This is a genomic window from Aeromonas lusitana (assembly GCF_002812985.1).
Classification (GTDB): domain Bacteria; phylum Pseudomonadota; class Gammaproteobacteria; order Enterobacterales; family Aeromonadaceae; genus Aeromonas; species Aeromonas lusitana.
Genome location: NZ_PGCP01000050.1, coordinates 24,069 through 46,606, shown reverse-complemented (window position 1 = coordinate 46,606; position 22,538 = coordinate 24,069). Strand labels below are relative to the sequence as shown.

Below are 22,538 nucleotides of genomic sequence, written 5' to 3'. Positions count from 1 at the left end.
TCAGCAAGGTGAAGAGCAGCGCAGGAACCGGAGTTTATAGGCATAAATGAGCACTCTTGGCAGCAGACAAGCGAGCAGCACATGAGCCTTGGAAGCGGCTTCGCAGCAAGCTCAGCGGCTGGTTTAGATGCGCTGACGCCCCATCAGGGAGTGGGACAGGGTGGTGCCATCCACCAGCTCCAACTCACCACCCACCGGCACCCCATGGGCGATGCGGCTCACCTCGACCCCGGCGGCGCGCGCCATGTCGGCGATGTACCAGGCGGTGGCGTCCCCTTCGATGGTGGGATTGGTGGCGAGGATCAGCTCCTTGATGGACTCATCCTTCAGCCGCCGCTCCAAAATCTCCAACCCCAGCTCCTCGGGGCCTATGCCGTCGAGCGGTGACAGGTGCCCCATCAGCACGAAGTAACGGCCGGAGAACTGGCCAGTGTGCTCGATGGCGGCCACGTCTGCCGGGCTCTCCACCACGCACAGCAAGCCGCTCTCTTCGCGCTTGGGGTTCGCGCAGATCTCGCAGCGATCGTTCTCGGTAAAGGTGCGGCAGTGACTGCAGTGACCTATCTCGGTCAGCGCCCGATTGAGCAGGGATGCCAGACGCAGGCCACCGCTGCGCTCGCGCTCGAGCAGGGTGAACGCCATGCGCTGGGCCGACTTGGGACCGACGCCCGGCAGCACCTGCAGCGCCTTCATCATCTCATCGAGCAGGGGACTGAATTTCATGGGGATATCCTTTAAAGCCGCGCCGAAGGGAGGAGCCTGGGGACTGGCTTGATGCCGCGCCACTCATCCATCCGAACCTATCTTGTTGGCGCAGGACTATACCCGAGCTGGCCCCCTGCGCCAATGGCCTGCACTGTGCCCCTGGCAAAACAGGATAGCTTTACAGGGTCTCTTTTGATGGCGCTGCGCCAAGGCAATGTCGAGTCGGATTAGTCGAGCAGAATGCGCTGACGACCGCAGTAGATCTCGGCCCGGCCCCGGCGGCAGAAGCCTGCGAGGGTGAGATTGCTCTGCTCCGCCCGCGCCACCGCGAGCTCGGTGGCGGCCGAGATGGCGAGCAGGATCTCAACCCCGGCGCTGGCGCACTTTTGCACCATCTCGAAGCTGGCACGGCTGGTCACCAGGATGGCACCGTCGCGCCGACCGCTTCGGCAAAGATGCCCCACCAATTTATCCAGCGCGATATGGCGGCCCACATCCTCGCGAATGGCGAGTATGTTGCCTGCCAGGTCCAGGTGCACGGCGGCGTGGGTGGCGCCCGTGCTCTGCCCGAGCAACTGCAAGGGTCGCAGCGCCGCCAGCACCTTGTCGATATGAGCGACCGGGAGGCGCTGGCTGTCCGGCAGGGGCGGCAAGCTGCGCACCACCTGCGCCAGACTCTCGCTGCCACAGATGCCGCAGCCAGTGCGCCCCGCCAGGGTGCGTTTCTTCTCTTTCAGGCGATGGACGCAGCGATTGGCCAGTTCGATGTGCAGCTCAATGCCCTGGCAACCCTCGCGCTGCTCCATGTCGTGGATGTCGTGCAAGCCGTCGATGATCCCCTCAGAAAGCGAGAAGCCGATGGCAAAGTCCTCCAGATCGGCGGCACTGCACATCATCACACTGTGGGCGATGCCATTGTAGACCAGCGCCACCGGGGTCTCCGCGGGCAGCAGCATGGTGCTGTCGGTGGTGACGCCTGCGTTCTGGTAGTGCACCACCTCGCGATGGCTGCTCACGGGGTGCATGGGGCAATCCTGCTCTGCCAACATCTTGTCTGCCTTTAGTCGAGAGTGCGGGGGGCTTTCGCCGAAATGCCGAGGCGCTTCATCTTGGAGAGCAAGGTGGTGCGCTTCATGCCGAGGCGCTGGGCGGCGCCCCGCTCCCCGGCCACTATGCCGTTGCACGCCTCCAGCGCCCTGATGATGGAGCCTCGCTCATCCTCTCCTTGCGAGCCGTCAGAGGAGATCGCCTCCCGCTCGGGCGCCTTGAACAGCGCCTGGGCGGGTTCGTCATAGACCAGGGTCTCTATCTTGTGAAAACCCTTGAGGGGCAGGAGCTCATCCGGGGAGAGGTTCAGCACCTGACCCCGGGTCATCACCACGGCCCGCTCTATGATGTTCTCGAGCTCGCGAATATTGCCGTACCAGGGGAGCGACACCAGCATCTTCATGGCATCGGCCGGGATGGAGGTGATGCTGCGCCGCATCCGCTTGGCGATCTTCTTGATAAAGAAGTTGACCAAAAGCGGTATATCCTCGCGCCGCTCGCGCAGGGGCGGCAGCTCGATGGGGAAGACGTTGAGGCGATAGTAGAGATCGCTTCGAAAGCGCTTGTTCTTGACCATGGAGAGCAGATCGCAGTTGGTGGCCGCCACCAGCCGCACGTCGATGGGGATGGGGGTGCTGTTGCCGACCCGCTCCAGCTCGTGCTCCTGCAATACCCGCAAGAGCTTGGGTTGCAGATCCAAAGGCATGTCCCCCACTTCATCGAGGAACAGGGTGCCCTTGTGGGCCCGCTCGAAACGCCCGATGCGCTGGCTCAGGGCGCCGGTGAAGGCCCCCTTCTCATGACCGAACAGATCGCTCTCGATAAGGCCGGTGGGAATGGCGGCGCAGTTCACCTTCACCAGCTCCTGCTCGCTGCGGGCACTGAGTTGATGGATGGCCCGGGCGATCAGCTCCTTGCCGGTGCCCGTCTCCCCCAAAATCAGCACGGAGCAGTCGCTCTGGGCCACCAGTTTCACCTTCTCCAGCACTCTCGCCATGGCCTCGCTCTGGTAGATGATGCTGGGGAAATCCTCGCCGGGGGGGTTGTCCGCCACCCGTATGGTCTTGTCGCGGGCGCCGTTGGTGTTGGAGATCTCCTGCTGCGCCTGCACGTTGTTCATGGCAATGGCCGTGCGCGCCGCCACTTGTTCCAAGAGGGAGATATCGAGATCGGCGAAGAAATCCGCCGTGGGGTGAGAGAGGATCAGGACCCCCAGCAGGCTACCCCGATAACGCAGGGGCAGGATGCAGGAGCTGTTCGCATCGAGGGGCAGGATCTGGCTGGTGAAGCGGCAACCCGAGTTGCAGCCGTGGCCCTGCTCCCGATAGACGAAGAAGGGCTCGCTGTGATTGAGGGCCCCCTGCAGGCAATTTTTCTCGAAACAGGAGTGATTGATGATGCCGGGCTGATCGCTCTCGCGCTGGTTCACCAGATAGCTCTTGAAGCTGTCGGAGGTAGCGTTGTACTCCGCCAGACAGAGGCTGCTGATGGCAAAATGGTGCTGCAAGATGGCGAACAGGCTCTTCGGCAGCTCGGCGATGCGCACCAGCTTTATCACCGCATTGGTGACATCCACCAGGATCTTGCAGCTGTCGCGCTCCAGGCGCAGGGAGTTCGCCTGCTCCAGGGTGCGCTCCTTGTCCAGCACGTTCTCGAGCGCGATGGCGACGATGGCGGCGAGCTGGGTCAGCTTCGCCAGGGTCTCCATCGGGAAGGCGCTCGCCTGGGTGCTGATAAACTCTATGCCCCCCAGGTGACTGCGGGCCGTGGTGATGGGCAACTGGCAATAGGATTGCAGGTCATCATAGACAGGGGTGCTGGCGAGCTTGGCGCAGCGATTCACGAAGCGCGCCGCCGGCAGGACGATGGCCTGCTCCTTGGGAGAGCGGTCGGAAAGATGCAGATCCGCCCGCTGGCAGACGAGGTGCGCCGGTCCCTGCTCCCCCATGAAGTAGAAGGCCGCCTCCTCCGCTCCCAAATTCAGAATGAGATTGACCCGACTTATCCCATCGAAGCAGGACTCGATGCGGTTGAGCTTGGTGATGAAGCCGTCCAGGGTGACGGCGGAGAGCAGGGTCTTGGAGAGGGAGAGAAAACCGTCATCCCAGATGGGAGAGATATCGGTCAACGGGATGGCACTCACATTCAGCATTCAGGCCTCGCGTGATTTTGGTGTGGGGCAATTAGCAGGCACATTGCCATCGGCAACGGCGATTAGCGGAGCATCATCCAATTCCGTCAGTTGTTATAATTAAGACTTAATGAATTAACACTTAATTATAAAAACAAACATTCAGTGAAATAGCCTATTGCTGGTGCAGCGCATAATAGAGCAGGCCCTTTGGCATTACAACCTGACAATTATTCACGTTCCGTCATCTCATATTTATTGTGCGGCCAGGATATATCGTCATTATCGGCGCCGTTGGCCACCCATTGCGCTCCGATAAACCGCCGATATCCCCTTTGCCCGCTGTCGCACCCTCAGGAAATATGCAGCTGATAGCGATGCAGCTTGAGGCCGCCGAAGATGAACGCCGCCGACAGCAGTTGGAAGGCCACCAATAACCCACTGATATTGTCGGCTATTTCTGCCGATACCACCTGGTGGGTCAGGTAGATGACGAGGGCGCAGAGCCCCAGCAGCAGGACGTTCACCAGGGTGGTGGAGAGGAAGGCGATAAGCCAGGCCACCTGTACGCTCAGGGCCGCCAGCACGGCGCCCATGGCCAGACGCGCGGCCATAAAGCAGCCGAAGAAACCAAAGCCCAGCAAGAATATCAATTCGTCCTGCCATAAATAGCAGCCGACGCCCAATAGCATCGCCAGGAAATAAGCCGATACGTAACAGATACCGAAGGATACATTTAATGCTTTGTTCATGAGAAAGCCTCCCACCGAAAAAAGGATGAGGGAATCCGGGCCCTGATAACAGGGCCTGGATCCGCTTGATTTAATGGCAATTACCCCTTGGCGGCGCTGCGCAATTTCGCCTTGAGCGCGCTGTATTCGGTCTGGACATAATTCTCCGCCTCAGACTGATTATCAATTCGCTCAATTTTCACCGCGCAGTACTTGTATTCCGGGGTGTAGGAGACGGGGTCCACGTGCTCTATGGTGAGCTCGTTGCAGGCCCCTATCCACCACTGGTAGGTCATGTAGACCACGCCGGCGTTGACCCGCTCGTTGTAGTTCGCCCGGGTGATCACCTTGCCGCGCCGTGACGAGATCCAGACCAGTGCCTGATCCTTGACCCCCAGCTGTTGCGCATCGCTCGGGTGGATCTGCACATAGCCGGGTTCATCGGCCAGGGTCTGCAGCGCAGAGCAGTTGCCGGTCATGGAGCGGCAGGAGTAGTGACCCACCTCCCGCACGGTGGAGAGCACCAGCGGGAAGTGCTCATCGGGCTGCTCCAGGGGTGGCCGCCACTCGGAGGCAATCAGCTGACCCTTGCCACTCGGGGTGGTGAACACATTGCCCTCGAACAAGGTGCTGGTGCCCGGGTGATCCTCGGTCGGGCAGGGCCACTGCACGCTCTTGAGATCCGCCATCTTGTCGTAGCTGACCCCGGCATAGAGCGGGCAGAGCCCACGCATCTCATCCCAGATCTGGTGGGTATCCCGATATTCCATGGGATAACCCATGGCGGTCGCCATCAGGGAGAAGATAGCCCAGTCCGGTTTCACGTTATCCGGCGGGGTCACCGCCTTGTAGAAGCGCTGGAAGCCGCGATCCGCCGAGCTGTAGACCCCCTCGTGCTCGCCCCAACTGGTGGCGGGCAGGATCACATCCGCCATCTCGGCGGTTTGGGTCATGAAGATGTCCTGCACTATGACCAGATCCATGCCCCCAAGGGTACGCCTGAACTGGGCGAGATCCGCTTCCGTCTGGGCCGGATCTTCCCCGAAGATGTAGAAGGCCTTGCACTTGCCCTCCTCCACTTTGTGGCTGAGCTCGGTCAGGCGATAGCCCGGTTTCTGGGACAGCGACTCCACACCCCAGGCCTTGGCAAACTTGGCGCTGATGGCGGGGTCACTCACGGACTGATAGCCCGGGAACTGATGGGGCAGCATCCCCATGTCGCAGGTGCCCTGCACGTTGTTCTGGCCGCGCACCGGGCCGCAGCCGGTGCCGCGCCGACCGAAGTTGCCGGTGAGCAGCGCCAGCCCCGCGAGGCCCTTGACCACGTCTACCGCCTGACCGTACTGAGTCACCCCCATGCCCCACAGGATCATGGAGGCCGGCGACGCCGCATAGGTGCGGATGGCGGCGCGGATATCCGCGGCCTTGAGGCCGGTGATCCCTTCCACGTATTCCGGGGTGTACTTGGCCACCAGCGCCTTGTAGGTCTCAAAGCCCTCGGTGTAGTTGGCGACGAACTCCTTGTTGTAGAGGTTCTCGGCGATCAGCACGTTGCCAAAAGCATTGACCAGCGCCATGTTGGAGCCGTTTTTGAGCGGCAGCCACTGATCGGCGATGCGGGCGGTTTCCACCATGCGCGGATCGCAGACGATCACCTTGGCTCCGTTCGCCTTCGCCTTGAGGATGTGACGCGCCACTATGGGGTGGGAGTCGGCCGCATTGTAACCAAACACCAGCAGGCATTTAGTCTCTTGAATTTCGGGAATGGCGTTGCTCATGGCGCCGTTGCCTACCGTTGTCTCCAGACCGGAGACTGAGGGTGCGTGTCACACCCTCGCGCAGTGATCGACGTTGTTCGTCCCAAGCACGGCACGGGCAAATTTTTGCATCACATAGTTGGCTTCGTTGCCGGGGCCGCGGGCCGAGCCCGTGGTCATGATGGCGTCGCTGCCGTATTTGGCCTTGATGGCGGACAGACGGCTGCTGGCAAAGCCGATGGCCTCGTCCCAGGAGACGGCTTCGAGCTTGCCACCGCGCTCGCGGCGGATCATCGGGCTCTTCAGGCGCGGGGTCAGCAGGTTGGTGTCGTTCAGAAAATCCCAACCGTAGTAGCCCTTGAGGCAGAGCTGCCCCTCGTTGGTGCGGCCGTGGGCGCCTTCTGCCCCCACCACCTTGTCGTTATCAACCAGCAGGTTGATCTTGCAACCGGTGCCGCAATAGGGGCAGACGGTAATGACCTTTTTCATGATGAACACTCTTGTTGGTTAACGATAAATGGTTGGATTGGTTGCGTTATGGCTCCCTGGCAGTGCTTATGACGAGAAAAAATCACACAAAGCAGATATAAACACTGCACCACTAAAGCCCCATCCGGCGGGTCGGCATCCTGGTCGGCGCCGAGATGGCGACTTGCGGCTGATGCCGATATCCATGTCATTGATACGAACTGGCATGTCGTCACCCGCATCGCCGCCAAAGGCGCCACTAACCCGCCAGCATGGCCTCGGCGCTGGCCAGCTGTTTCTGCCGGTTGATGGTCGCCAGGCTCTCAGGGGTCACCAGACGCAGCGCCTGAGTCGGGCACACCTCGACGCAGGCCGGGCCCGCCTCGCGGTGACGGCAGAGATCGCACTTCAAGGCCTGGGCCTTGCATTGGGGGCGCTTGAACAGCGCATCGGCGGCCGGTGCCACCTCTTGCACCACCACCGCCATGGCGCCGTAGGGGCAGGCCACCACGCAGGATTTGCAGCCGATGCAGCGCGCCTGATAGACCTTGACGTGACCATCCTCGGTGACGATGGCGTTATTGGGGCAGGCCTTGGCGCAGGGCTTGTCCTCGCACTGGCGGCAGAGCACTGGGGTGGTCACCTTGCTGCCGACGATGACCTTGAGGCGCGGCTGAAAATAGCTGTCCTTGGAGACCAGGTGCCCCTCTTCGATGGCGAGATGCAGGCCGCTATCTCGCTCGACGGTACCGCTCGCGGCGGACTGGTGTGACACGGCGCAGGCCACCTCACAGGTACGACACCCAATGCAGAGACTGGGATCGGCAATCACAAAGCTGTTCATAGGGAGGGATCCTAAATGGTTCTATGCCACCGGCCAGATCGCCCAAGGACCCGGCCGGTTATCCCACTAGGCATGAATCAGACCAAACCGGCCTTCGTTTGCCATAAAACTCACAAGGTAATGAAAATAAAGGATTAATCCAATCTCTCTGTCGGTGTGTTTGAACCGGTGACGATGACGACGGAGCCCCGCCAGCGCCCTCGACACGACAAAAGTGACGAGCTCGACACCCCAGTGACAAGCCCCTGCCCTATCAGATGAGCCGACCTTCGACGACATATCGACAACGTATTGATGCAATGGCGGCAACGGGGCGCAAGGCAGCACCGACAGGCCCTGGAGAGGGCAGAACGACAGCAAAGTTGTTTAGCTTTGCTATTTAGGTGACATAACACGTAAAGAAGAATCGAACAAAAATCCCACTCTACTGACAAATATGTTGAACCGGATCCGGTTTCCAGCGCCTTCCGCTTCTGTTTTTTAACCGACCGGCTAGCATGTCCCAGCTGGCAACTAGCCCCGTTGAGATCACTTCCATACAGATACGCAACACAATGTCACGGGTTCAAAAAATAGACTGATGACTGAAATTTGGGGAAATTGAGAGATGGTTACGAAAACCATTTTTAGAATCCCAAGTTACAGTGCTAGCACTCTCCACCTAAAGAATTGTTAGCTTAAAATAGGAATCTGTATGACTAAAGAACAAGATTTAAATAGTCGAAATATACCTCTTCCGATTCAACGAGAGGTTAGACAACGTTGTGGCTTCGGTTGTGTTATCTGCGGAATTCCGCTGTATGAATATGAGCATATGGAGGAATGGGCTAACGTTAAACGCCATGTAGCTGAAGAGATAACTTTGTTGTGTGATCAACACCACAGAGAAAAAACGGGTGGCCTACTCCCAAAAGAAGTAGTACGCAATGCGAATGAAAATCCATTTAACCTTCGTGAGGGTGTGTCTAAACCTTATAGCTTGCATTTTTCCGGCAAAACAGCTGAAGTTGAAATAGGTGGAAATAGCTTTACATGTGATGACCAAGGGTATGGAACCGCAATGGTGCCCATTAGTGTTGATGGCAACCCATTAATTGGCCTGATCATAGCAGATGGTCACTTACTCCTAAATTTAGTTATTTTTGATGAATTCAACACTCCCGTTCTTCATATAAAAAACAATCAACTTTATTACTCAATAACACCATGGGACATACAGTTAATTGGCACAAAACTATCGATTCGTGAGGCACACCGCAAGATACTTATAGAAATAGACTTCAAACCACCAAACAAAGTCATTATTAATCGAGGCCGATTCTTAAGAAATGGTGTCGAGATATTGGTTAGACCTCACAATATCTTAATCACAAATAACTCTACTTTAATTAGTGGTTGTCATGCACATAATTGTTACGGGGGGCTAATAATCGGGCATCATGAACAACGTCTAGGCGGTTTTATGGCTTTGGGTAACCTACCAAGGTATCTAGGTGATCGCACCGAAGCTCTTAAGTTTGAAAAAGAATCAATGGCTGAAATTGAAGCAAGAAAAATAATTGAAGCAGTGGATACGAACACTGCTGACATTTGATATTGTATTAGAGGCTGTGAGATATAAAATGAGTGAGTTAAGTTATTTGGGAACATTATTTGACCGGGTAACATATTTACAAAATATGCTGGTTGCGCAAGCAACAGGCGGTGCTGGTGATAATGCTGATTACCAAGTTATTAGAACTGAGTTACTTGGTAATCCAACAATAGCAACTATGACCCCACGATGTGTTAAAACCAATCGTAATCTCGATCAATTTTGGCAGTTCATCAAATTTGAGTATGGAACTTATGCTGACCGTAGACAATATCTATGGCAAGAGTTCAACCCACTACTTGAGTACTTAGAAAAAGGTCAAATACATCCAGCTCAACAATCCATATCCGATGTTTTACAAAATTTTGACTCAGACAGTATCCATTATGCATGGACTAAAGCTCTAGAGCGCAAAGTTAGAGATCCCGAAGGTGCAATTACAATTGCACGTACAATCTTAGAAAGCGTATGTAAGCATGTTCTAGAAGAACTTGGTATAGATTATAACAGCTCGTCTATTGAACTGTCCGATCTTTATAAACTTACAGCAAAAGAGTTAAATATGGCTCCAGAGCAGCATAATGAACCAATATTCAAACAGATTTTAGGTGGGTGCTCTGGAATAGTTAATGGTTTGGGTACACTACGCAATAAATTAGGTGACGCTCATGGGCATGGTAAACATCCAGTTAAACCACAAGCAAGGCATGCTGAACTTGCTGTAAATTTAGCTGGCGCAATGTCATTATTTTTAATCTCGACATACGAGGCAAATAAAAATAACACCTAGAATAGGAAATATTTATAGTGCCGTAGGGTACAATAAGCGCCGCGCATTGCATCTCTTTCGAGGGTGTAATTAGCGGTGCAATTAACTTCGTTCATTGCACTCTACGTTTATATATTCCTGTTTATCTCTTCATTTTATAGTGGCCACCTTTGGGGTAGTCACTTCCCTTCCCTGCTATTTACCCACCGCCCCACTAAATAAAGACTCTATTGCTACCCAATTCCACCCTCTTTACGATTCTGGCAGCTAATTTATTGGCCAGCATTTTATCGTTTATTTCTTGGCCAGCTTGATTGAAAACTCTGACCAAAATGGATAGCCAGCTAAAACAATCACTTGCCCGCTTCCCGGCACCTTGTTTTAATCGGCGGCCAATTAATAGGCTCACTCGAAATGGTATTTTGATTATTTAAACCAGCACCTATTCCCACAGGGTCTGTGTCATCATGAGCTGAATCGCAGATGAACAGACTGTGTCCATGATGAGCCTATTCCTTCTATCAAGTTAATGTCCCTTCCAAGCACCTTGAATACCCTCCCGAACGACTACCGGTGAACGTCCGATAGTGCGGGGCCCCTGCGCTGGCAGCCGCCGGCGACACTCTGACAAGAAAATTTTATGAACTGCACTAACAAACCGGCCCTCTCCGGCGTGACGCTTGCGGCGATCGGCGTGGTCTATGGCGATATCGGCACCAGCCCGCTCTATACCCTGCGCGAGTGCCTCTCCGGCCAGTTTGGCTTCGGGGTCGAACCCGCCTCCATCCTGGGCTTTCTCTCCCTGATCTTCTGGCTGCTGATCCTGGTGGTCTCGCTCAAGTACCTCTCCTTCGTGATGCGGGCCGATAACGCAGGTGAGGGGGGCATCTTGACCCTGATGTCGCTGGCGACCCGCAACAGCTCACAGAAATGGGCCCCGGCGCTGATTATCCTGGGGCTCATTGGCGGCAGCTTCTTCTATGGCGAGGTGGTGATCACCCCCGCCATGTCGGTGATGTCGGCCATCGAGGGGCTCAAAATCGTGGCGCCCTCCCTCGACGCCTACATAGTGCCACTCTCTGTGCTGGTATTGACCCTGCTGTTTGCCATTCAAAAGCACGGCACCGCCACCGTGGGCAAGCTGTTTGCCCCCATCATGCTGCTCTGGTTCCTGACCCTGGCGGCGCTGGGCCTTCGCAGCATCTTCCAGAACCCCGAGGTGCTGGGGGCGCTCAACCCCGTCTGGGCGCTGCGCTTCTTTATGGAGTATCAGCTCACCTCCTTCTTTGCCCTCGGCGCCGTGGTGCTGGCCATCACAGGGGTGGAGGCGCTCTACGCCGACATGGGCCACTTTGGCAAGCTCCCCATCCAGCGCGCCTGGTTTATGGTGGTGCTGCCATCCCTTGTGCTCAACTACTTCGGCCAGGGCGCCCTGCTGCTGCGTGACCCCGAGGCCATCGCCAACCCCTTCTTCCTGCTCGCCCCCCAATGGGCGCTGCTGCCGCTCTTGCTGCTCGCGACTCTGGCCACCGTGATTGCCTCCCAGGCGGTGATCTCCGGGGTCTTCTCCCTGACCCGTCAGGCGGTGCGGCTCGGTTATCTCTCACCCATCCGCATCGTGCACACCTCGGAGCAGGAGTCGGGGCAGATCTACATTCCGGTCATCAACTGGATGCTCTATGTGTCCGTGGTGATCGTGATTGTGAGCTTCGAGCACTCCAGCAATCTGGCGGCGGCCTATGGCATCGCCGTGACCGGCACCATGGTGCTGACCACCATCCTCTCGTGCTCGGTGGCCAAGAACAGCTGGCACTGGAACAAGTATCTGGTGGCTGGCCTGCTCGCCCTGCTGCTCGCCATCGACGTGCCGCTGTTTACCGCGAACCTCGCCAAGATCGTCTCCGGCGGCTGGCTGCCGCTGACCCTGGGGGCCGTGATGTTCACCATCATGACCAGCTGGAAGAGCGAGCGTTTCCAGCTTATTCGCCGTCTCAACGAGCACGGCAACTCGCTGGATCCCATGATCGCATCCTTGGAAAAATCCCCGCCGACCCGGGTGGCGGGCACCGCCGTCTATATGTCGCGGGTGATCAACGTGATCCCCCATGCGCTCTTGCATAACCTCAAGCACAACAAGGTGCTGCACGAGCGCATCATACTGCTGACCCTGAAGGTGGAGGATGCGCCCTACGTTCACAACGTGCGCCGGGTCTGCATCGAGCAGCTCTCCCCCACCTTCTGGCGGGTAGTGGCGAGCTACGGCTGGCGCGAGACCCCGAACGTGGAGGAGATCTTCCATCGCTGCAACGCAGAAGGCCTGAGCTGCCGCATGATGGAGACCTCCTTCTTCATGGCCCACGAGTCCCTCATCATGCGGGAGCGCCCCTGGTACCTCTATCTGCGCGGCAAGCTGTTTATGCTGCTGCAACGCAACGCCCTGCGCGCACCGGATCAGTTCGAGATACCGCCCAACCGGGTGATTGAGCTCGGCTCGCAAGTGGATATCTGATGGAGTGGCAGGTTCGATTAGCGAAGCGTAATCGAACGCACCAGACAAAAAGAGGGAGGCATAGGCCTCCCTCTTTGTTTGCCGTTAACCACGGGGGAAGACGATGTAGCCCCTCATCCCCAACCCTTCTCCCGCAAGGGGAGAAGGGAGCAAAGCGCTGATGCTCGCAGATCCGCAGGATCTAATAAGCGCCGCGCATTGCATGTAGATATTGCGTGCGCAGATATTGTGTAAGGGGGTGCAATTCACTGCGTTCATTGCCCCCTACTTACTGCCCCCAATCGCTCCCTGTCGATACCACTTTTCCGGGGTGACGAACTCTCTCCCACCCTTCGTCACAAGTGACGAACGTCACGGTTCGACACCCAAGGGCGCCGTCGTCATCTCTTGCCACTCAAATTTAAATTCAGTTAAAACAGCCACTTGAAATCATTCTCATAGGCCAACTCGATTTGGCCCGCATTTTGCCAACCTGCCCCTACTTTCTCCGTTCGCGACACGACAAGGTAGGCTATGAACCGCTTCGTTATCGCTGATCCCAAACTTTGTATCGGTTGTGGCACCTGTATGGCCGCCTGCAGCACGGTTCACAAGGCCAAGGGTTTGCAACAGGCCCCCCGATTAACCGTCATGCGACACGAGCAGGCGACCATGCCGGTTCAGTGCCGTCACTGTGAAGACGCCCCCTGCATCAAGGTCTGCCCGGTCGAGGCCATCCGCCAGACCGACGACAGCGTGCAACTGAACGAATCCCTCTGCATCGGCTGCAACCTGTGCGCCGTGGCCTGCCCGTTTGGCGCCATCCAGAGCGGTGGCAGCCGGCCGGTGGCCATGTCCAACAGCTACGACACCTATATCCCCTGCAGCATCCGCTCCAGCAACCCGTCCACCTCGGCGGGGCTCAGTACCTTTGGCTCGGATCTGCTGAGCTGGGAGCCCGGCGTGCGCGCCATTGCGGTCAAATGCGATCTCTGCGCCTTTCGCGAAGAAGGCCCGGCCTGCATCGAAGCCTGCCCCTCCCAGGCACTGACCTTGGTTAACGAAGGCGAAACCGCTCGCCTCGCCCGCGAGCGCCGTCTGCAGGCGGCCAGCGCCCATCCCGAGCTGGCCTCGAGCTTTGCCACCTCTTGTTCGGCCAAGGCCGCCACGACCCGACAGGGAGAATGCTGATGTTGCCTTCATGGATCCCGGGCATCTTGCTGCTCTTCTTGCTGGGCGCCGCCGCCGGCTTCTTGCTGCAAAAACAGCCGCCACTCGCCAATCGCCTCAATAGCGGCTTTGCCCTGCTCGGCTCCCTGGCCGGTGTGATGGTCACCGTGCAGGCCCTCGCCTCGGGCGCGCCGCTTGACGGCCAGCTCTGGCTGCTGGGCTCGGTGCACCTCGATATGCTCGCCGCCCTGATGCTGCTGGTAATCACCCTGGTTGGCACCGCCGTGTCTCTCTATTCGTTTGCCTATATCAGGGAATACCAAGGCAAGGGGGACGTTTCCATCGGCGTGCTGATGAACCTCTTCCTGTTCGCCATGGTGGGCATGGTGCTGGCCGACAATGCGCTGGGCTTTTTGCTCTGCTATGAGCTGGTGACCCTCACCAGCTACTGGCTGGTCAAACGCAATCCTGACGCCGCCAAACAGAGCCGACTGTATCTGGTCATGAACCATATCGGCATGGCGCTGGTGCTCGTGGCCTTCTGGCTGCTCTGCCGTGAGAGCGGCAGTCTGGAGTTCAGCGCCCTGCGTGAACAGCACCTGGCCGGCACCCTCGCCTCCCTGGTGTTCCTGCTGAGCTTCTGCGGCTTTGGCCTACGCGCCGGTTTCGTGCCCCTGCACGGCTGGCTGCCGGTGGCCGAGCCCGTCGCCCCCTCTCATATCTCGGCGCTGATGTCCGGCGTCATGGTGAAGCTCGGTCTATTCGGTATTCTGCGGGTCGCCATCGACTTTCTCGGCGCCAGCCAGCTCTGGTGGGGCTACATGGTGCTGATCTTCGGCGCCTGCTCGGCGGTGCTAGGGGTGCTGTTTGCACTGGCCGAACACGATCTCAAGCGGCTGCTCGCCTACCACACGGTGGAGAACATCGGCATCATCCTGATGGGGATGGGGATCGGCATGATTGGCCTCGCGAGCCAGCAACCCACGCTAGTGGTACTGGGGCTGCTCGGCGCCCTCTATCACCTGCTCAACCACGCCATCTTCAAGAGCCTGCTGTTTATGGGCACCGGCTCGGTGATGTTCCGCCTGCACACCCGTGACATGGACAAGATGGGGGGCCTCGCCAAGCTGATGCCCTGGACGGCGCTGGCGTTTCTCATCGGCGCCATGGCCATCTCGGCGCTGCCACCGCTCAACGGTTTCGTCAGCGAGTGGTTTATCTATCAGGCCCTGCTCAGCATGACCAAGCTCGGCACCTCGGTCGTTGCTCCACTCGCCGTGGTGATGCTGGCGGTGACCGGCGCCATGGCGGTGATGTGCTTCGTCAAGGTCTACGGCATCTGCTTCTGCGGCGCCCCGCGCAGCGAAAAAGCGAGCCAGGCCCGCGAAGTGCCGGGCGCCATGGTGGCCGGCACCCTGCTGCTGGCCGCCGTCTGTCTGGTGCTGGGCCTCGGCGCCCCCTGGATTGCCCCCCTGGTCAACGGTTACGGTCAGGCCCTTGTCGCACATCAGCTGACCAGCACTGTGGCAACCGGCGCGACCCTGCTGCCGCTCGATAGCAGTCAGGCCGTCCTCTCCCCGCCGGTGATTGCCATTACTTTGATTGGCCTCTTCCTGATCCCATTGCTCTTGCTCGCTCTGTTCAAGGGGCCCAAGCTCGGTCGCCGTCACGCCGGTACGCCCTGGGCCTGTGGTTACGCCTACGAGGAGCGCATGAGCCTCACCTCAGGCGCTGTCACCCATACCCTGCGCCAGCTGTGCGCGCCCCTCTATCGGCAGCAGCCACACCTCGATGTGGCAACCCCGCTGCACGGGGTGAGTGAATCACCGTCCGTCGCAGGCTGGCTGCTTCATGGCCTGGTGCTGGCGCTCTTTATCCTGATGGCCGTAGGAGTCTGATCATGCCTGTTCTCGAAATGCCAAGCTGGGGCATGGTCGCCCTCGCCCTCACCCAGGCCCTCGCCATGCTGGCGCTGGCGCCGCTCGCCACCGGTTTTAACCGTGTGCTGCGGGCCAAGATGCACTCGCGCCAGGGACCGGGCCTGCTGCAGGATTACCGGGACATCGGCAAACTGCTGCGCCGCCAGGAGGTGACGCCGGAGCCTGCCGGCATCCTCTTCAACCTGACGCCCTCCCTGCTCATCGCCACCCTGCTGTTGGTGGCCATGGCGCTGCCGACCCTGACTCACGAGTCACCCTTCCCCATCGCCGGGGATCTCATCACCGACATCTATCTGTTCGCCATCTTCCGCTTCTTCTTCGCCCTCACCGGGCTCGACAGCGGCAGCATGTTTGCCAGCATAGGTGCTCGCCGGGAGCTGACCCTCGGCATCCTGGCCGAACCCATTCTGGTACTGGCCTGCTTCATCATGGCGATGATGGTGGGCAGCTCGGATCTCGGCAACATCAGCACCTATGTGGCGACCCAGCCGCTGGCCGCCCCCATCGCCACCCTGCTGGCGGGGGCCGCCTGCGCCTTCGCGGTCTTCGTGGAGATGGGCAAGCTGCCCTTCGACTGCGCCGAAGCCGAACAGGAGTTGCAGGAGGGGCCGCTCACCGAGTACTCGGGCGCCGGCCTCGCCCTGTTCAAACTCGGCATTGGCCTCAAGCAGCTTGTCGTTGTGCAGCTCTTTTTGGTCATCTTCCTGCCCTTTGGCAAGGCGGCGAACTGGAGCCTGCCGGCGCTCGCCATGGCTGCGCTCATCCTGCTGTGCAAGCTGGTGGTGGCCTTTGCCCTCGCCGGCATCATCGAAAACGCCATGGCCCGCACCCAGTTCGTGCGCACCCACAGGCTGACCCGCTATGGCTTGGGGCTCGCCCTCTTGGCCCTGCTAGCCTATCTGGTCGGGGTATGAGTCATGCCCGCCTTCATCTTTCATTTTTCCGCCTTTAACGAGACCACTGCATGACCATCGCCATCTCAGATCGCATCGGCTGCGACTACATCCAGCAATTGCGACAGCAACTGCCCCACGCCATCACGGACGAGCAGTGGCAGACCGCCGATCAGGCCACCCTCACAGTCAAACCCACTGATCTGGTGGCACTCACCAGCATCTTGTTCCACAAACTCGGCGGCTGGCTGTCGGTCTCCTTTGCCAATGACGAGCGCAGCCTCAATGGCCATTTCGCCGTCTACCACGTCTTCTCCATGGAGGCCGACACCAGGAGCTGGATCACAGTCAAGGTGCTGGTCAACGCCATCGAGCAGGAATACCCCTCCATCACCCCGACCATTCCGGCGGCGGTGTGGGGGGAGCGGGAGATCCGCGACATGTACGGCCTCACCGCCGTGGGCCTGCCGGATGAGCGCCGGCTGGTGCTGCCGGACGACTGGCCGGAAGATATCCACCCGCTTCGCAAGGACGCCATGGATTACCGCCAGCGTCCCGTGCCCACCACAGAGACCGAGACCTACCCCTTCGTCAACGAGCTGGGGAGCGATGCCAATCGCATCGTGCCGGTCGGTCCGCTGCACATCACCTCGGACGAGCCGGGCCATTTTCGGCTGTTCGTGGATGGCGAAGACATCATAGATGCCGACTACCGGCTGTTTTATGTCCACCGCGGCATGGAGAAGCTGGCCGAGACCCGCATGGGCTATAACGAGGTGGCTTTCCTGACCGATCGGGTGTGCGGCATCTGCGGCTTCACCCACAGCGTCGCCTACACCACCTCGGTGGAGAACGCCATGGGCATCCCCGTGCCGGAGCGGGCCAAGATGATCCGCGCCGTGCTGCTGGAGGTGGAGCGCCTGCACAGCCACATCCTCAACATCGGCCTGTCGAGCCACTTCACCGGTTTCGACACCGGCTTCATGCAGTTCTTCCGGGTGCGGGAGAAATCCATGACCCTGGCCGAGCTGCTCACCGGCGCCCGCAAGACCTACGGCCTCAACCTCATCGGCGGGGTGCGCCGGGACATCTTCAAGGAAGACCGCATCAAGGGAGCCCAGCTGGTGCGCGAACTCCGTGATGAGCTCAAACCCCTGGTGGCCATGCTGCTCGATACCGCCAACATCTCCTCCCGTCTGGTGGGGATTGGCCGGCTGGATCCACAAGTAGCGCGAGATTTCAGCTGCGTCGGCCCCATGGTGCGGGCGAGCGGCTTCAAGCGCGACGTGCGCCGGGTGCACGACTTCGCGGCCTACCGGGAGCTCCCCATGGAGATCCAGAGCCTCGCCGGTTGCGACGTGCAATCCAGAGTGCTGGTGCGCATCCACGAGCTCTACGACTCCCTGAACATGATTGAGTTCGGCCTGGAGCACCTGCCGGAAGGCCCCTTGCTCACCGAAGGCTTCACCTATCAGCCGGGCAAGTTTGCCCTCGGCTTCACCGAGGCCCCCCGCGGCGAGAACGTGCACTGGAGCATGACGGGAGACAACCAGAAGCTGTTTCGCTGGCGCTGCCGCGCCGCCACCTACGCCAACTGGCCGGCCCTGCGCTACATGCTGCGGGGCAATACTGTGGCGGATGCGCCCCTCATCATCGGCAGCCTGGATCCCTGCTACTCCTGCACCGACCGGGTCACCCTGGTCGATCCGAAGAAGGGCAAGTCCACCGTGGTCTCCTACAAGGAGATCGAGCGCTACGGCATCAATCGCAAGCACTCTCCGCTCAAATAAGGGGCCATCATGATCAAGCTGTTCAAGACCATCCTGAAGGCCGGTACGCCGGCGGCCAGGTACCCCTTCGCCCCCTTTGAGGTGAACCGGGACTTTCGTGGCAAACCGGAATACCAGGCTAGCCAGTGCATCGCTTGCGCTGCCTGCACCAAGGCCTGCCCGGCCAACGCCCTCATCATGGAAACCGACATGGAAACCGGCGAGCGGCGCTGGGAGCTCTCCATGGCGCGTTGCATCTTCTGCGGCCGCTGCGAGGAAGTGTGCCCGACCCACGCCATTTCACTCTCCCCGAACTTCGAGCTGGCGGTGACCAACAAGGCCGATCTCTACGAGGAGGCCCGCTTCTCCCTGGCCCCCTGCGAGCTGTGCGGCAGCTTCTTCGCCCCCGCCAGACTGGTAGCCCTGGTGGAAGACACCCTCAAGCAGGCAGGGACACCGCTGGCCACGCCAGAGCGGTTGCACCACTGCCCCGAGTGCAAACGCAAACAGAGCATGTTGAACCAGCCCGCTCGGTCAACTGCCCAACAGGAGTGGATCCGATGAGCCAAATCAAAGGCATAGAGCCCATTATCGGCGATGCCCATAGCCGCGCCGTGCCCTTGGCGCAGGATCCCGAGATAGCGCGCCTCAAGAAGACATTGCTCAAAGACATTCGCCGCTCGGCCTATGTCTACCGGGTGGATTGCGGCGGCTGCAACGCCTGCGAGATCGAGATCTTCGCCACCATCACACCTGTGTTTGACGCCGAGCGCTTCGGCATCAAGGTGGTCGCCTCTCCGCGCCACGCCGATATCCTGCTGTTCACCGGCGCCGTGACCCGGGCCATGCGGGTGCCGGCCCTGCGCGCCTACGAGGCGGCCCCGGATCCCAAGATCTGCATCGCCTACGGCGCCTGTGGCTGCGACGGCGGCATCTTCCACGATCTCTACTGCGTCTGGGGCGGCACCGACAAGATAGTGCCGGTGGATGTCTACATTCCCGGCTGCCCCCCCACCCCGGCGGCGACCATCTATGGCTTCGCGGTCGCCTTGGGTCTGCTGGAGCAAAAACTGAAAGCCACCAGCCACGAAGTGGCGGCGGGTGAGCGGGTCGAGCTGCGCCACACCGGCATCCCGAACGAGATACGGGTGATGATAGAGCGCGAGGCGCGCCGTATGGCGGGCTACCGCCAGGGTCGCATCATAGCCGACGAATTTATGGCACTGCTCGAGGGGGCGACCCAGCAGGACGTGGACCTGCGCATCCAGGGCTATCTGCAGCAGCACGATGACCCGCGCCTGTCGGAGATCGTCAACAACCTGGCCAGCGCCTGCCTCAACCGGGGTGCGGGCAAGAAAGAGGTCGCCCATGGCTGACCAGGTCTTCTTCTATCGCCTCTCCCGCAAGTTCGTGGATGAGCAGTTCGACGTGCCCGAGGAGGCCAAAGAGGTGATGTACTACAGCCTCGCCATCGGTCACCACCTCGGCATCGTCGATTGCCTCCGGGCAGACCTGGTCTGCTCGCAAGATGGCTACCGCAACTGGGTCGCCAAACTGCCGGCAGGCAGCGAGGCACGGCGCAAGATGGAGGGTTTTCTCACCTTCAGCGAGATCACCGTCTATCGGGAACACTGCCACATGCTGGCCTGCGCCTTCGATCGGCTGCGCAAGGCCGAGGGGCGGCTCAGCGAGTCTGAGCTGGGCTGGACCGACACCTTCATGGACCAGCTCACCGCGCTGTATAACGATCCCCATATGTACCTGATGATAAGGAGCCGCTGATGAGCCGCAATCTCGTGTTGACCGTGGGCAATGCCATGATGGGGGACGACGGTGCCGGCCCTTATCTCGCGGAAAAGTTGCAGGCGAGCCCCCTGCCCGGCTGGCTGCACATCGATGGCGGCATCGCGCCGGAGAACGTGGTGCACAAGGTGCGGGAGCTACAACCGGATCGGGTGCTGCTGGTGGATGCCGCCGAGATAGGCGAGAAGGCGGGGACGCTCCAGCTGATCCCCCCTGAGACCATCGCCGAGATGTTTATCTTCTCGACCCACAACATGCCGCTCAATTTTCTCATCGACGAGCTGAAAACCTTCGTGCCCGAGGTGCTCTTCGTCGGGGTGCAGCCGGCCATAGTCGCGTTTTCCTTCCCCATGACAGAGATGGTGAGCGGCGCCATGGATTATCTGCATCAGCATCTGGCAGCGGCTCAGGATACAGAACTGTTAATAGAGCGATTCGCCCAGTGGAATAATGTAAACAGCGCGAGATAAATATCCTGCGCACTATCAAAGATAATTCTCACTACATTTCAGTTAGGCCCGTTGCGGTAATAAAAACTTCGGGCTAATTGCGCAGTTTTTGATATAAAACAACGCTTGTGGAAATTCGTGACTAAATGACCAAATAACAGGTTTTTATGGCCAAAAAAACGTTGCCAGTCACAAAAAAGTGCCACAAAATGGCGACATTAGTGGAAGTTGATGGGGTCTGGTGGCCCTCCCGGTCTTCAAAACCGACGTGAGCCGAGAAGGCTTTGGCAGGTTCGATTCCTGCCTCTTCCGCCACTTTTCTATATTGGATAGAACGCCTTCATACCGCTTGCCAATATAAATAGACAGATGGTTATCCTGGCCCTGTGATTAATTCAGTCGCATCTGCGAATTATTAAATGATGATGCTGTTTCCTCGCGCCTGAATATCCAACCATTGTCGTCATCTTATCGGCCAGTCGGTGTGCATCCGCCAGCACAGTCCGGGTAACATCATGCCGAACCAGTCTCAAGCATCAGCCACCGACCATCAGCCAAGCACCCAGCCCAATTTTCGCCTGCCCCAGGTGGAACTGTTGCTGCAACAAGCCTTTCTCGCGCCCTATATCGACTCCTTAAGCCGCCCCCTGGTGACCCAGGTAGTACGCGAGACCTTAAGCGAGCTGCGCCAGAGCGAAGGCTTTCGCACAACAGGCATAGACCAGACCTGCCTGGAGGCGCAGATAATCGCCCGCTGCCAGCGCCTGGTGCGTCAGCGCCAGACCCGGCTTATCAACGCCACTGGCACGCTCGTTCATACCAATTTGGGGCGCTCACCGCTCAATGCCGAGCTGTGGGACGAGGTGCGCGAGCTCAACACGGGTTACAACAACCTGGAGCTGGATCTCGCCACCGGCAAGCGAGGCGGCCGCAAGGGGCTGATCTCCCCCCTGCTCACCAGCCTGACCCAGGCCGAAGACTCCCTGGTGGTGAACAACAACGCCGCCTCCCTCTTCCTGCTGCTGCAAGAGATGGCCAAGGGGCGTGAGGTGATCGTGTCGCGCGGCGAGCAGATCCAGATTGGCGGCGGCTTTCGCATCCCGGACATTCTGGCGCTCTCTGGCGCCACCCTGGTGGAGGTGGGCACCACCAACATCACCACGGCCAAGGATTACCTCGATGCCATCACAGAGCAGACGGCCCTGGTGCTGATGGTGCACAGATCGAACTTCGCCATTCGCGGCTTCACCGAATCCCCCGATATCGGCGAGGTCGCTCGCGCCCTGCCGGATCACATAGTGCTGGCGGTGGATCAGGGTTCGGGCCTCACCACAGAGACTTTCGCACCGGATGAGACCTCGGTACGCCAGTACCTCAAGGCGGGGGCAGACTTGGTCTGTTACTCAGGCGACAAGCTGCTGGGGGGCCCCCAGTGCGGCATCATCGGCGGCCGGGCCGATCTCATCAAGCGGCTCGAAAAACACCCCATGATGCGTACCTTCCGCCCGAGCCGTATCGTCTACGCCTTGCTCGAACGCCTGCTCATTCACAAGCTCAACAAGTCCCCGGCAGGCGACGGCATCGCCCAGCGCACCCTCTCCAACCCTGCCGCCATGCAAGGGAGGGCCGAGCGACTGATGGCCGCCCTCCCCGACTGCTTCGTGCAGGTGCCAGCCCAGTTGGTGGTCGGCGGCGGCACCCTGCCGGACGAGTTCTACCCCGCCCCGGCGCTGGCCTGCCTTGACTCTCGCCCCGCCCAGCAACTGCTCGACGCCCTGCGGGAACTGCCGGTGCCTGTGATAGCGACTGTGCGCCAGCAGCAGGTGCTGCTTAACATGGCCTCACTGCTGGAAGACGATATGGATGTGCTGATTTCACAGTTAAAAACGCTACTGAAACCAGAAAAAGACATAGAAAAAACCATAGAAATACCCCAGGCAGGCCATCCCTTGAGCATCTCGAGGGAGGCACTCTGATCCC

Annotated in this window: 18 protein-coding genes and 1 tRNA gene; 13 read left to right on the top strand and 6 right to left on the bottom strand. The window is 59.2% G+C overall.

Going from position 1 to position 22,538, the window contains the following annotated elements; genetic code table 11:
• Window positions 1-123 precede the first annotated feature (123 nt).
• The 6 genes from recR to CUC44_RS20480 all read right to left on the bottom strand — a co-directional run bounded on the left by recR (window position 124) and on the right by CUC44_RS20480 (window position 7,683).
• The gene (gene recR / locus CUC44_RS20505) at window positions 124-723 is read right to left on the bottom strand and encodes a recombination mediator RecR (RefSeq protein ID WP_042638869.1); all 600 of its coding nucleotides are present in this window, start codon (window positions 721-723) and stop codon (window positions 124-126) included.
• Between the two features lie 209 nt (window positions 724-932).
• On the bottom strand, window positions 933-1,754 hold the full coding sequence (gene fdhD, locus CUC44_RS20500) for a formate dehydrogenase accessory sulfurtransferase FdhD (RefSeq protein ID WP_100861705.1): 822 nt from the start codon (window positions 1,752-1,754) through the stop codon (window positions 933-935).
• Between the two features lie 11 nt (window positions 1,755-1,765).
• The gene (locus CUC44_RS20495) at window positions 1,766-3,904 is read right to left on the bottom strand and encodes a sigma 54-interacting transcriptional regulator (protein ID WP_100861704.1); all 2,139 of its coding nucleotides are present in this window, start codon (window positions 3,902-3,904) and stop codon (window positions 1,766-1,768) included.
• A 332-nt stretch (window positions 3,905-4,236) separates the two neighbouring features.
• A complete protein-coding gene (locus tag CUC44_RS20490; RefSeq protein ID WP_100861703.1) occupies window positions 4,237-4,635 on the bottom strand; it encodes a hypothetical protein in 399 nt (132 codons plus the stop codon).
• 80 nt (window positions 4,636-4,715) lie between these two features.
• Window positions 4,716-6,860, bottom strand: coding sequence for a formate dehydrogenase subunit alpha (gene fdhF, locus CUC44_RS20485; RefSeq protein WP_100861702.1), 2,145 nt, complete (start codon window positions 6,858-6,860; stop codon window positions 4,716-4,718).
• A gap of 238 nt (window positions 6,861-7,098) precedes the next feature.
• On the bottom strand, window positions 7,099-7,683 hold the full coding sequence (locus tag CUC44_RS20480) for a 4Fe-4S dicluster domain-containing protein (RefSeq protein WP_100861701.1): 585 nt from the start codon (window positions 7,681-7,683) through the stop codon (window positions 7,099-7,101).
• A gap of 694 nt (window positions 7,684-8,377) precedes the next feature.
• Here CUC44_RS20480 and CUC44_RS20475 point away from each other — a divergent pair.
• The 13 genes from CUC44_RS20475 (at window position 8,378) to selA (ending at window position 22,534) form a co-directional block, all read left to right on the top strand.
• On the top strand, window positions 8,378-9,277 hold the full coding sequence (locus tag CUC44_RS20475; protein ID WP_100861700.1) for a cell division protein: 900 nt from the start codon (window positions 8,378-8,380) through the stop codon (window positions 9,275-9,277).
• Entirely contained in the window at window positions 9,243-10,067 is an 825-nt protein-coding gene (locus CUC44_RS20470; RefSeq protein ID WP_208621099.1) for an abortive infection family protein, read from the top strand. Before CUC44_RS20475 ends, CUC44_RS20470 begins: the two co-directional genes overlap by 35 nt.
• Before the next feature lie 619 nt (window positions 10,068-10,686).
• Entirely contained in the window at window positions 10,687-12,555 is a 1,869-nt protein-coding gene (kup, locus tag CUC44_RS20465) for a low affinity potassium transporter Kup (RefSeq protein WP_100861698.1), read from the top strand.
• Window positions 12,556-13,068: 513 nt separating this feature from the next.
• Window positions 13,069-13,725, top strand: coding sequence for a 4Fe-4S dicluster domain-containing protein (locus tag CUC44_RS20460; protein WP_100861697.1), 657 nt, complete (start codon window positions 13,069-13,071; stop codon window positions 13,723-13,725).
• The gene (hyfB, locus tag CUC44_RS20455; protein ID WP_100861696.1) at window positions 13,725-15,602 is read left to right on the top strand and encodes a hydrogenase 4 subunit B; all 1,878 of its coding nucleotides are present in this window, start codon (window positions 13,725-13,727) and stop codon (window positions 15,600-15,602) included. The genes CUC44_RS20460 and hyfB overlap by 1 nt, the downstream gene beginning before the upstream one ends.
• Before the next feature lie 2 nt (window positions 15,603-15,604).
• Window positions 15,605-16,558: a respiratory chain complex I subunit 1 family protein gene (locus CUC44_RS20450; RefSeq protein WP_100861695.1), complete on the top strand. Its 954-nt coding sequence runs from the start codon at window positions 15,605-15,607 to the stop codon at window positions 16,556-16,558.
• A 50-nt stretch (window positions 16,559-16,608) separates the two neighbouring features.
• Complete coding sequence (locus tag CUC44_RS20445) at window positions 16,609-18,327, top strand: hydrogenase large subunit (protein ID WP_100861694.1); 1,719 nt, start codon at window positions 16,609-16,611, stop codon at window positions 18,325-18,327.
• Window positions 18,328-18,336: 9 nt separating this feature from the next.
• Window positions 18,337-18,870 carry a formate hydrogenlyase complex iron-sulfur subunit gene (locus CUC44_RS20440; protein WP_100861693.1) on the top strand — a complete coding sequence of 178 codons (534 nt, stop codon included), beginning with the start codon at window positions 18,337-18,339 and terminating at the stop codon, window positions 18,868-18,870.
• On the top strand, window positions 18,867-19,682 hold the full coding sequence (locus CUC44_RS20435) for an NADH-quinone oxidoreductase subunit B family protein (protein WP_100861692.1): 816 nt from the start codon (window positions 18,867-18,869) through the stop codon (window positions 19,680-19,682). The genes CUC44_RS20440 and CUC44_RS20435 overlap by 4 nt, the downstream gene beginning before the upstream one ends.
• Window positions 19,675-20,088 carry a formate hydrogenlyase maturation HycH family protein gene (locus CUC44_RS20430; RefSeq protein ID WP_100861691.1) on the top strand — a complete coding sequence of 138 codons (414 nt, stop codon included), beginning with the start codon at window positions 19,675-19,677 and terminating at the stop codon, window positions 20,086-20,088. Before CUC44_RS20435 ends, CUC44_RS20430 begins: the two co-directional genes overlap by 8 nt.
• Entirely contained in the window at window positions 20,088-20,579 is a 492-nt protein-coding gene (hycI, locus tag CUC44_RS20425; protein WP_100861690.1) for a hydrogenase maturation peptidase HycI, read from the top strand. The genes CUC44_RS20430 and hycI overlap by 1 nt, the downstream gene beginning before the upstream one ends.
• Before the next feature lie 202 nt (window positions 20,580-20,781).
• A tRNA-Sec gene (locus CUC44_RS21055) sits at window positions 20,782-20,873 on the top strand.
• A 200-nt stretch (window positions 20,874-21,073) separates the two neighbouring features.
• The gene (gene selA, locus CUC44_RS20420) at window positions 21,074-22,534 is read left to right on the top strand and encodes an L-seryl-tRNA(Sec) selenium transferase (RefSeq protein WP_100861689.1); all 1,461 of its coding nucleotides are present in this window, start codon (window positions 21,074-21,076) and stop codon (window positions 22,532-22,534) included.
• Window positions 22,535-22,538: the final 4 nt, after the last annotated feature.